Annotated in this window: 12 protein-coding genes; all 12 read left to right on the forward strand. The window is 68.7% G+C overall.

Features of this window, described 5'->3' with window-relative positions; translation table 11 throughout:
* On the forward strand, positions 1-435 hold a 435-nt coding region (locus tag VNF71_07980), incomplete at its 5' end, for a tRNA guanosine(34) transglycosylase Tgt (GenBank protein HVA74488.1).
* 41 nt (positions 436-476) lie between these two features.
* On the forward strand, positions 477-971 hold the full coding sequence (yajC, locus tag VNF71_07985; protein HVA74489.1) for a preprotein translocase subunit YajC: 495 nt from the start codon (positions 477-479) through the stop codon (positions 969-971).
* A 6-nt stretch (positions 972-977) separates the two neighbouring features.
* Positions 978-2,675 (forward strand): protein translocase subunit SecD, encoded by a 1,698-nt coding sequence (gene secD, locus VNF71_07990; GenBank protein ID HVA74490.1) that lies wholly within the window; start codon positions 978-980, stop codon positions 2,673-2,675.
* On the forward strand, positions 2,676-3,920 hold the full coding sequence (gene secF / locus VNF71_07995; protein HVA74491.1) for a protein translocase subunit SecF: 1,245 nt from the start codon (positions 2,676-2,678) through the stop codon (positions 3,918-3,920).
* Positions 3,921-3,981: 61 nt separating this feature from the next.
* Positions 3,982-4,512: an adenine phosphoribosyltransferase gene (locus VNF71_08000; protein ID HVA74492.1), complete on the forward strand. Its 531-nt coding sequence runs from the start codon at positions 3,982-3,984 to the stop codon at positions 4,510-4,512.
* A 34-nt stretch (positions 4,513-4,546) separates the two neighbouring features.
* A complete protein-coding gene (locus tag VNF71_08005; protein HVA74493.1) occupies positions 4,547-6,790 on the forward strand; it encodes a bifunctional (p)ppGpp synthetase/guanosine-3',5'-bis(diphosphate) 3'-pyrophosphohydrolase in 2,244 nt (747 codons plus the stop codon).
* Positions 6,791-7,184: 394 nt separating this feature from the next.
* The gene (locus VNF71_08010; protein ID HVA74494.1) at positions 7,185-7,820 is read left to right on the forward strand and encodes a hypothetical protein; all 636 of its coding nucleotides are present in this window, start codon (positions 7,185-7,187) and stop codon (positions 7,818-7,820) included.
* A gap of 129 nt (positions 7,821-7,949) precedes the next feature.
* A complete protein-coding gene (gene hisS / locus VNF71_08015; protein HVA74495.1) occupies positions 7,950-9,206 on the forward strand; it encodes a histidine--tRNA ligase in 1,257 nt (418 codons plus the stop codon).
* A gap of 5 nt (positions 9,207-9,211) precedes the next feature.
* Positions 9,212-10,513, forward strand: a complete 1,302-nt coding sequence (locus tag VNF71_08020; protein ID HVA74496.1) for a replication-associated recombination protein A — start codon at positions 9,212-9,214, stop codon at positions 10,511-10,513.
* A gap of 11 nt (positions 10,514-10,524) precedes the next feature.
* On the forward strand, positions 10,525-10,929 hold the full coding sequence (locus VNF71_08025) for a hypothetical protein (GenBank protein ID HVA74497.1): 405 nt from the start codon (positions 10,525-10,527) through the stop codon (positions 10,927-10,929).
* Entirely contained in the window at positions 10,930-11,169 is a 240-nt protein-coding gene (locus VNF71_08030; GenBank protein ID HVA74498.1) for a hypothetical protein, read from the forward strand.
* Positions 11,170-11,182: 13 nt separating this feature from the next.
* On the forward strand, positions 11,183-13,777 hold the full coding sequence (alaS, locus tag VNF71_08035) for an alanine--tRNA ligase (GenBank protein ID HVA74499.1): 2,595 nt from the start codon (positions 11,183-11,185) through the stop codon (positions 13,775-13,777).
* The last annotated feature ends 9 nt before the right edge of the window (positions 13,778-13,786 follow it).

Genomic DNA, 13,786 nt, shown 5'->3' on the forward strand with positions numbered 1-13,786 from the left:
CTGGCGGCCGCGATCGGTGCCCTGCCGGCGGACCGGCCGAGGTACCTCATGGGTGTCGGCGACCCGGTCTCCATGCTCGAGTCGATCGCCCTCGGCGTGGACATGTTCGACTGCGTGCTGCCGACCCGTCTCGCCCGCCACGGCACCGCTCTCACGTCTCAGGGCCGCTACCAGGTGAAAGCCTTTCGGTACGCGGCCGACGACGCCCCGATCGACCCTGGCTGCGGCTGCAGCGTGTGCGGGCGGTACAGCCGGGGATACATCCGACACCTCCTGCTCACAGGCGAGCCGACAGCCGGTCGCTTGCTCAGCATCCACAACCTCTACTGGACGCTCGCCCTGGTGGACAGCGCCCGCCAGGCGATCCGCGCCGGGACCCTCGGCGGGCTGATAGCCGACGTGCGTGAAACCTGGGAGCCGGGGTCGCTGCGCTAAGGTCACCCGGTCCTTCCCACGGGCGGGACCCCCCAATTCTCATGCACGCAACCCTGTATTTCATCGCAGCCACCACGACGACCGTGGCCGGCAAGAAGTCGACCTCGTCGTCGAGCCTTCCGCTGCTGATTATCGTCGTTTTGTTCGCTGGTGCGTACTTCCTCTTCATCCGCCCCCGGTCGCAGAGGATGCGCCAGCAGCAGGCGGCCACGCGCCAGCTCGAGATCGGCGACGACGTGGTCACCGCCGGCGGGATCCACGGTCGGCTGGTCGGCATCGGTGACGATACCGTCGAGGTCGAGGTGTCCCCGGGGGTGGTGCTGACCTTCCTGCGGCGGGCGGTCAACGCAAAGCCGAACCCCGGCGGCACCGCTTCCACGCAGGCCAGCGATCCCCACGATGACCGCGACGACTCATACGGCGACCACGACGACCACGACCATTCGCACGACGCCCACGACTCCGACGGCGACCACCTCGGCCCCCCTCCCCAGGCGAGCGATCACGAGCCGGACGACAACGGCAGGCCCGGCTAGCTGACCATGCGTAGGGGCCTGGTCTGGTCACTGGTGTTCATAATCGGCGCGGCGGTCGTTTCGCTGGCCGCCACGGTCGCGCTCGGCCACGCGCCGCTGCTCGGCCTGGACCTGAAGGGCGGCGTGTCCGTCGTGCTTCGGCCCGAGGGAAAGGTCACGAGCGCCACCTTGCAGCAGTCGGTCTCGATCATCGACCGGCGCGTCAACGGGTTGGGTGTGGCCAACTCGAACGTGACCAGCCAGGGCCAGGACATCGTCATAAGCCTTCCGGGCATCAAGAACGCTCAGGCTGCGCTGGCGGTGCTCGGCCAGACGGCCACCGCGTACTTCCGACCGGTCCTGTGCCAGATACCGCCCTACGCCGGCGCCTCCACGAGCACTCCCTCCACGACCACTCCGGCACCGACCAAGGCCAACCCGTCGTCGCCGACGACCGCGCCCGCAACCCCAGCCACCACGGCGAAGGCCCTGGGCGGCTCCGGCGGCTCCGGCGGTGACGTCCGGCTGGCGTCGGTCGTGCTGCCCGCGGACCCCGGTCAGACCTCGCCGACCACGGCTCCTCCTCCGGCGACCACGATCGTCCCGAGCCAGAGCTCGGGCGGCACGCCGGTAGCGGTCAACAGCCCCCCGGCGGACGCGTGCAACGCCCCCAACGCGGCCCAGTTCCCGACGACCCCGGTGGAGAAGGACACGCAGAACGCCACCGTCATCCTGCCCTACTACCAGAACGCGTCGTCCAGCAGTCGTTACGTGCTGGGCAAGGCGGACATGACCGGCAACGGGGTACACACCGCGTCGGTGGTGGTCAGCCAGACAGGCCAGTACCAGGTGCAGCTGTCGTTCACCGGGAAGGGCGCCACCGAGTTCGACAAGATCGCCGCAGCGCGCTACCCCTTCTACAAGCAGAACCCGAGCAACCCGCCCTACCAGAGCCTCGAGGCGTTCGAGCTCGACGGCACCGTCTACTCGGCGCCGACCATCCAGGCCCAGAGCTTCAATGGCACGGCGGTGATCAGCGGCTCAACGGCGTCGCCCTTCACCTACAAGCAGGCCAACGACCTCTCCGTCGCCCTCAAGTACGGCTCCCTCCCCGCCCGCTTCGTGCCGCAATCGGTCCAGACCGTCTCCGCGACGATCGGCAAGGACTCGCTCAAGGCGGGCCTGCTCGCCGGCGCCGGCGGGATCATCGTCGTGCTGCTGTACATGATCGCCTACTACCGCCTGCTCGGACTCGTGGTGCTGCTGGGGCTCGGAGTGGGTGGGTCGTTGCTGTACTCGATCATCACCGAATTGAGCCAGAGCAGCGGGCTCACGCTCACCCTCGCCGGGGTCACGGGCATCATCGTGTCGGTCGGCATCACCGTCGACTCTTACGTGGTCTACTTCGAGCGGCTCAAAGACGAGGTCCGGGCCGGCCGGAGCGTCCGCCAGTCCGTCGAGCGCAGCTTCAACCGCGCATTCCGGACTGTCCTCACCGCCGACTTCGTGGCGTTCCTCGCCGCGCTGATCCTCTATCTGCTCACCGTCGGAGACGTCAGAGGCTTCGCGTTCATGCTCGGGCTGTCGACTCTCCTGGACGTGGTGACGGCCTACCTGTTCATCCGGCCGATGACGATCCTGGTCGGCCGGCGGCGGGCGTTCACCGAGGCGAAGTACCTCGGCGTCGCACGAGGCCTCGGGGCCCGGCCCTTAGGGGACGTCTAGGTGGCCGCCAGGGACGAGCGGGCGCGGCGGGTGCACCACGGCGCCTACGCGAGGCTGTTCCGCGGAGAGACTTCGTTTGACTTCGCGGGCCGGTGGCGTCGGTGGTTCATGATCTCCGGTGCGATCATCCTCATTGGGATCGTCTCCCTCGGCACCAGAGGCCTAAACTTCTCGATCGACTTCCGCGGCGGAACCGTGTGGCAGGTGCCGACGAGCGCCTCGGTCAGCGAGGCCCGCTCCGTCGTCGGCGCCGCGGTCCCCGGCTTCTCCCAGGCGACGGTCGAGGTGCTGACCAACACCCTCACTCACCAGCGGACCATCAAGGTCGCGGCGCCGGCGAAGATCACCAGCGACTCGGCGAAGGTCGCGGCAGTCACCCAGGCGCTCGCCAAGATGGCCCACGTCTCGCCCAACGAGGTCCAGATCAACGACGTCGGTCCCTCCTGGGGCTCCGACATCACCAACAAGGCGATCCGGGCGGTGATCATCTTCCTCGTCGTCGTCTCCGGCTACATCTGGCTGCGCTTCGAAGCGAAGATGGCGCTGGCCGCTCTCGTCGCGCTCGTACACGACATCCTCGTGACCGCCGGGATCTACTCGTTGTCGGGGTTCCAGGTGAGCCCCGACACGGTGATCGCATTCCTCACGATCCTCGGTTATTCGCTCTACGACACGATCGTTGTGTTCGACAAGGTCCAGGAGAACACGCGAGGTCTCGCCTCGACCAACCGGCTGACGTACACGGACACGGTCAACCTGTCGATGAACCAGGTTCTGGCGCGCTCGATGAACACGTCGTTGGTCGCGATCCTGCCCATCCTTTCGATCCTCGTGATCGGCGCGTGGGTTCTCGGGGCGACAGCTCTGGAGGACTTCGGTCTCGCGCTGTTCGTCGGATTGACGACCGGTGCCTACTCGTCGATTTTCATCGCGTCTCCGTTGCTCGCCGTCCTCAAGGAGCGCGAGCCGCGCTACGCGGAGATCCGCCGCCGGCTGGCCGGCGGGTCGCCGGCGCGGAGGCTCACACCTGCCGCTGTCGCAACGGGCGGAGGCATCCCAGACGTGGTCCCGGAGCCCGCCGGTGACGGACGCGGCGCAAGGCCGGCGCCCGCCGGCCGGATCGACGTGACGGACGACCCCGAGGAAAACGCGGAGCCGGCTCAGCAGAGGTTCGGCACGCCCGTGCCACCGCGGGGCGGCAACCGCCCACCGCCCCGGCCGAGAAAGAAGGGTCGCCGCCGCTAGCCCGAGCGCGGCGAAGGGCCCAGTGCGCTTCGCTGCGGCGCCCAGCCAGTACCTTGGAGGCATGGAAGAAGGCCAGGGCTGGCTGAAGGATTACATCCGGGATATCCCGGACTTCCCCCAGCCCGGGGTCGTGTTCAAGGACATCACCCCGCTTCTCTGCGACGGCGACGCCTTGGCCAGTTGTGTAGAAGCGCTCGCCGACGCTTTCTCGGACAAGCCTGTCGACAAGGTCATCGGTATCGAAGCACGGGGCTTCATCGTCGCCGCCCCGGTCGCGGTCAGTCTCGGCGCCGGTTTCGTCCCCGTGCGCAAAGCAGGCAAACTCCCCTGGCGGGTGCGGTCGGAGGAGTACCAGCTCGAGTACGGAACCGACTCACTGGAGATCCACGCCGACGCGCTCAACCCGGGCGAGCGAGTGCTGATCATCGACGATGTTCTCGCCACCGGCGGCACGGCAGCAGCGACGGCACGGCTGGTGGCGGGCGGCTCCGCCGAGGTCGTCGGCTTCGGCTGCATCATCGAGTTGGCGTTCCTCGGCGGTGCCGGGAAGCTCGACAGCCTCGAAGCGGTTTCACTGTTGAGATACGAGTAATGGTGCGGGCGCGAATGGGCATATCGGCACGACGATGACCAAGACAGAGGGGGCCAACAGGGCGCGAGCCGTAGCGACAGTGGAGCGGGTGCTGCCGTGGAGGCGCCAGGTGCAGACCGACGATGCGCTGCGCCCGCTGTTGAGTTCGTTCCGCGACCGCCATCCCCGCGACGAGACGTGGTTGATCGTGCGTGCCTACGAAGCCGCCGCGTCGGCGCACACCGGGCAGCTGCGCAACAGCGGAGAGGCGTACATCTCCCACCCGCTCGCCGTGGCCACGATCCTCGCCCGCCTCGGCCTCGACGATGTGACGATCGCCGCCGCGCTGCTGCACGACGCCGTTGAAGACACCGGCTTCGGACTGGAGGAAATCTCCTCCGTGTTCGGAGAGGACGTCTCGGCGATCGTCGACGGGGTCACCAAGCTCGACAGGGTCCGCTTCGACTCCAAGCAGGCGCAGCAGGCGGCGACCATGCGCAAGATGCTCGTCGCGATGGCAAAAGACCCCCGGGTGCTGCTGATCAAGCTCGCCGACCGGCTGCACAACATGCAGACCATCGCGGCGATGCCCGAATGGAAGCAGAAGCGCAGCGCCCAGGAGACCCTGGACATCTACGCCCCACTGGCCCACCGTTTCGGGATCCAGGACATGAAGTGGCAGCTCGAGGACCTGGCCTTCGCGGCTCTCCATCCTCGCCGCTACGCGGAGATCGAGCAGATGGTCGCCACCCGGGCGCCCGAGCGCGACATCTACTTGGCGCAGGTCATCGGCCAGGTCAACGACCGCCTGGCGGCGGCCCGAATCGAAGCCCAGGTCACCGGGCGCCCGAAGCACCTGTACTCGATCTACGAGAAGATGATCGTGAAGGGCAAGGAGTTCGACGAGATCTACGACCTTGTCGGCGTGCGGGTGCTCGTCGAATCGGTAAAAGACTGCTGGGCCGCGCTCGGAGCGATCCACGGAGCGTGGACCCCGGTGCAGGGCCGGTTCAAGGACTACGTGAACACCCCGAAGTTCAACCTGTACCAGTCCCTGCACACCACGGTCGTAGGCCCACAAGGCAAGACGATCGAGGCGCAGATCCGGACCCTCGAGATGCACAACCGGGCGGAGTGGGGAATTGCCGCGCACTGGGGCTACAAGGAGCATGCCTCCGCCGCCGACGTCGCCTGGTTGCAGCGCATCGTCGACTGGACCGCCGACAGCACCGATCCCGTCGAGTTCCTCGAGAGCCTCAAGCTAGACCTCGAGACCGACGAGGTCTTCGTCTTCACTCCAAAGGGCGACGTCATCTCGCTTCCCGTCGGCTCGACGCCGATCGACTTCGCCTACGCCATCCACACCGAGGTCGGGCACCGTTGCATCGGCGCCCGGGTCAACGGCCGCCTCGTGCCGCTCGACTCGCACCTCGTCTCCGGCGACAGTGTGGAGATCTTCACGTCGAAGGTCCCGTCCGCCGGCCCGAGCCGCGACTGGCTGAAGATCGTCGTCAGCCCACGGGCGCGTAACAAGATCCGCCAGTGGTTCAGCCGGGAGCGACGCGAGGACGCCATCGAAACCGGGCGCGAGGAGTTGATGAAGGCGCTCCGCAAGGAAGGCCTCCCCGTCCAGAAGCTCAGCTCGGCGCCGGAGATCGGCCGCCTCGCCGAATCGATGAACTACGCCGACGCGGACGCTCTCCACGCCGCGATCGGTGAGAACCACGTTTCGGCGCAGTCGGTCGCCCAGCGCATCGCGCGGGACCTACGCGGCGGGGAGCAGGAGGTCCAGCTCCCGAGCACCGCCCGCCAGCCGCGGCGGGTCGGGAAGCGGCCGGGTGTCGGCGTGCACGTGGAGGGGCTGGATGACGTGATGGTCCGGCTGTCCAGGTGCTGCACCCCCGTTCCCGGTGACGAGATCATCGGGTTCGTCACCCGCGGGCGCGGCGTGACCGTCCATCGCAGCGACTGCGCCAACGCGGCCTCCCTGGCCGCCGGCGAGGTGGGACGGATGATCGAGGTCGAATGGGACCGGGGGAGCGGCGGCAGCTTCATCGCCGCGGTCGAGCTCAAGGCTCTCGACCGCACCCGCCTCGGCGTCGACGTGTGGAAGGTCATCTCCGACAACCACCTGAACATCGTCCGAAGCGAGTCCCTCGCCGGCCCGGACCGGGTGAGCCGGATGCGCTTCGAGTTCGAGCTGGCCGACCCCGCACACCTCGACTCGCTCCTCGCGGCGCTCAAGCGCATCGACAGCGTCTACGACGCGTACCGGGTCCTCCCCAACCGCGGCGGCTGACCGCACCGCTCGCCGCCCTACCGGCCTGTCGCCCTACCGGCCGCTGCGCCGCTCGCCGCCGGCCGCCGCTCGCCGCCCCGCCGGCCGCTGGCGCACAACCGGACAGAGTTCTGCTGCCCCGCGTCCCGGAGGCCATTCTCGGTCCCTTTAGCGCGCGGCGTGTGTGACCCAAAGGGACAGGGTTCGTCTCACTGCCAAGCGCCGGCACGTTCTCTGTCCACTTCCGGCCTCGAGACAACCGGCCTCGAGACAACCGGCCTCGAGACATCCGGCCTCGAGACAACCGGCAATCCCGGAAGAACACCCCAGATCGCCCATCGTGTACTATTCCGGGCACTCAAGCCGGTCCGGCCCGCTGGGGGGCGGACCGCATTCAACCAAAAGGGGGATCGGGTTGTCCCGACGACTGCTACTCGTCCTGACCGCCGGCGCATTCGCGGCAGCAGGGCTGTTCACATCTGGTGCCGCCAAGGCGACCACCGCCGCTTCGTCAACACCGAACGGAGGAGCCTGTCAGCTTCAAGGCACTGCGAACTTTGCCTCTCCTGGCCTCACCACCAGTTCCTCGAGCTTCACCTACGGCTTCACCGGCAGTCTCTCTGGTTGCCAGTCCAACAACACCGGCGCTCCGACGTCCGGGACGGTGAGCGCCGGTTCGCCCATCACCATCTCGGGGACCACCTATCAGGAGCCCCCCGCCACCGGGACCGGGAGCTGCGCGAACAGCTCGACCAGCGGCGTCTCGGTCACGCAGTGGGCCGGCGGGACCTACACGGTGGTCAAGTACACGACGACCGGTGCAGGCGCCCTGGTTGCGCTGCAGGGCACGGTCGTATCAAACGTGACGGTTAGTGGGCCGAACGGCACCACCTACACCATCACCACGAACGAGGCGTCCACCCCAGTTGGTGCCAACGCGCTCGGGGAACTCACGTTCAGCACGAGCAACCCGACCGGCATCACCGCCTGCAATTCGGGCGGTCTCACCCAGGCCGTGATCAACGGATTCATAGAGATCGGCCAGTCGTAGCAGCCTTCCAGCCGGCGCCACGGAGGGAGGCTAAACCTCCTTCCTGGCGCCGGCGGCCCGCTGCGCAGCGTGTCACCCTGACCCCCTATTCCCGCACGGCGCCAAGCCCGCACCGGTAGCCTCCATCCCGTGTCCGAGCTTCGCCACCCCCCCGGCACATTTGACGTCCTGCCTCCCGACTCGGCGCGCTGGGAGGCTTTCGCCGCGACGTTCGCGCGGGTGGTCGAAGCCGCCGGCTACGGCCTCATCCTCACCCCGACCTTCGAGGACGTCGCCGTCTTCAAGCGGGTCGGGGAGTCCACGGACGTCGTCCGCAAGGAGATGTACGACTTCGAGGACAAGGGCGGCCGGCACATAGCGTTGCGCCCCGAGGTGACGGCGTCGGTCGCCCGGGCTTTCATCCAGCACCGGCCGGCGCTGCCGTGGAAGACGTGGTACGCCGGCTCGAATTTCCGCTACGAGCGGCCGCAAGCCGGCCGTTACAGGGAGTTCCGCCAGGTCGGGATCGAGGCCTTCGGGACCGACGACGCGGACCTGGACGTCGAGGTCATCGCGCTCGGCTGGGAGTTCTACCGGGCGCTGGGCGTCAACCGGGTCGAGTTGCAGCTCAACTCGCTCGGAGACGCCAACTGCAGGCCCGCCTACCGCGAGCTGCTGCTCAACTACCTGCGCGAGCGGCGCGACGACCTCTGCGACGACCACAAGGAGCGCCTCGAGGAGAACCCGCTTCGCGTCCTTGACTGCAAGAAAGAACCCTGTCGTGACCTCGTCAAGGCCGTCCCGCTGCAGATCGACCACCTCTGCGACGAATGCAGCACGCACTTCGCCCGCGTGCGGCAGGGCCTCGACGCCCTCGGCATCGACTACACGCTGGCACCGCTGCTGGTGCGCGGCCTGGACTACTACACGCGCACCACGTTCGAGTACACCGGTCTGGCGCTCGAGTCCGCGCAGAACGGCATCGGCGGTGGGGGGCGTTACGACGGTCTCGTTGCGGCGATGGGAGGACCGCAGACGCCGGCGGTGGGCTTCGCTCTCGGCGTCGACCGCACGCTGCTGGCCGCCGAAGCCGAGGGCGCCGTCCTCGGCCGCCAACCGGGTGTCGACGTGTTCGTGGTCGACTTCGCCGGCGGGGAGGCGGCCCGTGACCTGACCGCGGCTCTCCGGTCCGCCGGCATCAAGGCGGATCGGGCGTACGACAACCGCTCCGCCAAGGCGCAGTTCAAGGCGGCCGACCGCTCGGGGGCGCGCTTCGCGATCGTCGTCGGTCCGGACGAGGCCGTCGCGGGCAACGTCGGGATCAAGGACCTCCAGCAAGGTGGCGACCAGTCCACGATCCCGGCGGCGGGCGTCGTGGACGAGGTGCGCCGCCGGCTGGGCGGGTAACGGGCGTGCCGGCGGGAGAGGACGACCTTTTCTCGGCCGCGCTCGACGAGCGGCTCTCCTCCCAAGCACCCCTCGCGGCCCGCATGCGGCCGCTGACGCTCGAGGAGATGGTGGGCCAGCGGCACCTGCTGTCACCGGGCCGCCCGCTGCGAGCGCTGATCGAAGCCGATCGCCTGTCGTCTGTGATCCTGTGGGGACCGCCGGGGACGGGCAAGACGACCCTCGCCCAGGTGATCGCAGGGACGACGCACAAGGCGTTCATCCCGATGTCGGCAGTCACTGCAGGGGTAAAAGACGTGCGCGACGCGGTGGCGGCCGCGCGGCAGCATCTGGCCGAGCAGGGCAGAGGCACGATCCTGTTCCTCGACGAGGTACACCGGTTCAACCGGGCGCAGCAGGACGCGCTGCTCCCGTCGGTCGAGGACGGCACGCTCGTGCTCATCGGTGCGACGACGGAGAACCCCTTCTTCTCCGTGAACGCGCCGCTGCTCAGCCGCTCGACGCTTTTCAGGTTGGAGCCGCTCGACGACGAGGCGGTGACCGAGCTGCTCAGCAGAGCGCTCGAGCGCGAGGGGACCGAAGCCGAACCGGACGCGATCGCCGCGTTGGTCGCACTCGTCGACGGCGACGCCCGGGCTGCGCTTACCGGTCTGGAGGTCGCGATGGCGATTGCCGGTGGAGCGAAGGTCACGGTGGCGGACGTCGAGGCCGCGAGGAGCGCGCGAGCGATCCGTTACGAGGAGGACGACCACTACGACGTGGTCAGCGCGTTCATCAAGTCGATCCGCGGTTCGGACGTGGACGCCGGCCTGTACTGGCTGGCACGCATGCTTGCCGCGGGCGAGGACGCGAGGTTCATCGCGAGGCGCCTCGTGATCCTTGCGAGCGAGGACGTGGGGATGGCGGACCCGCAGTCGTTGCTGATTGCCGACGCGGCAGCCCGAGCGGTGGAGTACGTGGGGCTCCCGGAGGCGCAGCTGAATCTCGCTCAGGCGGTGGTGCATCTCGCGAGCGCCCCGAAGTCGAACACGGTGACGACGGCTCTGGGCGCCGCGCAGGAGGATGTGGCGTCACAGCCGGCGGGTCAGGTGCCGGCGCATCTTCGGGACTCCCACTACCGGGGAGCCGCCCGGCTGGGGCACGGGAAGGGTTACCGGTACCCCCACGACGACGCGCGCGGCTGGGCGGAGCAGCAGTACCGCCCCGAGCATCTGGAGGGCAGGGTGTACTACCAACCGTCCACCCACGGCGCCGAACCAGGACGGTTCGAGCGGTGGCTCCGCGACCGCCGGCGGCCGCCTGGGTAGTCTTTACAGCCTTGATCGCCAGCACCACGTCGACGGTTTGGCCGGTGGTGATAGCCGTGGCTGCCACGGTCGTCGTCGCGCTGCTGGCCATGGCCGCCCTCTCTCTGGCTCGCACCGCCGCGCAGCTGCGTGACCTGGCGTCGGAGCTGAGCGACCACGCAGAGGTCGTCCTCGGCGCCGTGGAGGACACAGTGGTCAGGGCCCGTGCCGAGCTGGACCGGGTGGACGACCTGGTCGGCTCCGCCGAGGCGATATCGCAGACGGTTGGATCGGCCAGCCGGCTGGCTCAGGCGGCCGTGTCGACACCGCTGATCAAGATCATGGCGTTCGGCGCCGGTACGGCGCGGGCGGGCCGGCGCCTGCGGGGCCGGGACGAGCCGCCGCGAAGGGGTCGGCGTCTGCGGAGGGTGAGCTAGGTGTTCAAGCGGGTTCGCTGGATGGGCGCCGGTGCTGCGGTCGGCGCGGGCGCGGTCGTGTGGCTTCAGGCGCGGCTTCGCAAGTACACCCCGGCCGGCATCGCGGGCGAGGCGGTCGAGCGGGCCAGGAGCGCTATCGAGGAAGGACGGGCCGCGATGCGCGACAGGGAGGCCGAGCTTCGTCACTCCCATCTGCGCCCGCAGCGTCGCCAGCAACGGCGCTCTCCACACCGTAAGTAATCTGACTGGCGTCATGGATGCGAACGGGTTGCGGCGCGCTTTCACGCGGTTCTTCGTCGACGAGGGCCACACAGCGGTCCCGTCGGCCGGGCTGATCCCGCACCACGCCCGGGCCCCTCTTTTCACCAATGCGGGGATGAACCAGTTCATCCCCTATTTCCTCGGTGAGGAGAAGGCGCCGTTCCCGCGGGCCACGAGCATCCAGAAGTGCGTGAGAGTACGTGGAAAGCATGACGACATCAACCTTGTCGGGCGTACCACGCGCCACCTCACGTTCTTCGAGATGCTCGGCAACTTCAGCTTCGGCGACTACTTCAAGGAGAGGGCGATACCCCTCGCCTGGGAGCTGTTGACCTCGGTGTTCCGGCTCGACGGGGACCGCCTTTGGGTGAGCGTGTACAAGGACGACGACGAGGCGGCGGAGATCTGGCGCGACTCGATCGGGGTCCCCGCCGGGCGGATCCAGCGCATGGACGAGGACAACTTCTGGGAAATGGGCGAGACCGGCCCGTGCGGACCGTGCTCGGAGATCTATTTCGACCGGGGCCCGTCCTGGGGCGCGGAAGGCGGGCCCGCCGGCGGGGGCGGCGAGGAGCGGTTCGTCGAGATCTGGAACCTCGTGTTCATGCAGTTCGACCGCCAATCGGACGCGACGTTGACGCCTCTTCCTCGGCCGAACATCGACACCGGTGCCGGGCTCGAGCGGGTTCTGATGGTCTTGCAGGACACCCCGTCGATCTGGGAGACCGATGTGCTTCGGCCGATCATCGCTCGTGCCGAAGCCCTGACAGGCCGGGCATACGGGGACGACCCGGAAGTCGACGTGTCGTTGCGGATACTGGCAGATCACGCGAGGTCGATGTCGTTTTTGATCTCGGACGGCGTGTTCCCGAGCAACGAGGACCGCGGTTACGTGCTCCGCCGCCTGATCCGCCGCGCGGTCCGCCAGGCGTACGCCCTCGGCGTCGAGCGGCCGGTCGCCGCGGAGCTGGTCGGCTCGACGATCGACGTGATGGGCGAGGCCTACCCCGACCTGGCCCGCAACTCGGACTACGTCGCGGGCGTGGCGGACAAGGAGGAGGCGCGGTTCCGCACGACCCTGCGATCCGGGCTTTCGATGCTGGAAGCCGAGCTCGCCGGCGGCGGTTCAGAGGTCTCGGGAGAGGTCGCGTTCAAGCTGCACGACACCCACGGCTTCCCGGTCGAGCTGACCCGCGAGATCGCCGCCGAGCGCGGGGCGAGCATCGACGAGGCCGCGTTCGAGGCTGCGATGCGTCGCCAGCGGGAGCAGTCGAAGCAGTCGGGCCGGGCGAGGGCGGCCGGCGCCGAGGGGAGGCTGGCGGAGTACCACCACATCCTCGAGGAGCACGGGCCGACCAGGTTCGTCGGCTACAGCGACACGTCCGCTACGGCTCACGTGCTGGCGGTGCTGGAGTCGGAGACCGCCGGTCAGGTCGAGGTGTTCCTCGACGTCACGCCTTTCTACGCGGAGGGCGGCGGCCAGGTGGGCGACACCGGGACTATCGAAACCGACAGCGGACGTCTCAGGGTGCTCGACACGACCGTCGCCGTCCCCGGACTCACCCGGCACACGGCCGTCGTCGAAGAGGGTTCGCTCCATGAGGGTCAGGCCGCCACCGCTGCGATAGACGCGGAGCGGCGGGCCGATATCAGGCGCAACCACACCGGCACTCACCTCCTGCACTGGGCGCTTCGCGAGGTCCTCGGCGACCACGTCAAGCAGCAAGGTTCGCTCGTCGCGCCGGAACGGCTGCGCTTCGACTTCACCCACTACAACTCGATGACCGCCGAGGAGATCGCGCGGGTGGAGGACCTCGTGAACCTCCGGGTGCTCGCCGACGAGGAAGTGAAAGTCTCGGTGATGTCGAAGGTGGAAGCGGACGCGGCCGGTGCGATCGCTTTCTTCGAGGAGAAGTACGGCGAGGAGGTGCGCGTAGTGCGCGCCGGCACCGAGTCGATGGAGCTGTGCGGCGGGACCCACGTTTCGCGCCTGGGCGAGATCGGTCCGCTGGAGATCGTCTCGGAAGGGTCGATCGGCTCGAACCTTCGCAGGGTGGAGGCCACGACGGGGGTTGGCACCCTTCATCGGCTCCGTGACGCGGAGAAGCGGGTCGCCGACGCCGCGGGCCTGCTCAAGGTGCGCCCGGACGAGCTGACCGAGGCGATCGAACGGAAGCTCAACGATCTCCGGGAGGCGGAGGCGAAGCTGCGGTCGGCCGAGCAAGCGGCCCTCGCCGGCCAGGCACGCTCGCTCGTCGAGTCGGCCTCGGACGGCTGGCTCGTGGCGAGAGCGGACGGCCTCACCTCCGACCGCCTGCGGGAGCTGGCGATCCAGGTGAAGAATCTCGGTGGCCTGCGCGCCGTCGTCCTCGGCGGGAGCCCCGACGGGGAGAAGGCTGCCCTCGTTGCGTTGGTTTCGAAGGGAGCCACGCCTGGCGCCCCGGACCTGATAGGCGGCGCGGCCAGGACCGTCGGCGGGGGCGGTGGGGGTAAGAACCCCGAGCAGGCGATGGCCGGCGGGCGCGATCCGTCGCGCCTCGACGAAGCCCTTGACCAGGTGCGCGAGCTCCTGCAGACCGCCGGATGACCCGAGCTG

The sequence above is a fragment of the Acidimicrobiales bacterium genome (assembly GCA_035533095.1).
GTDB lineage: Bacteria > Actinomycetota > Acidimicrobiia > Acidimicrobiales > Palsa-688 > DATLUM01.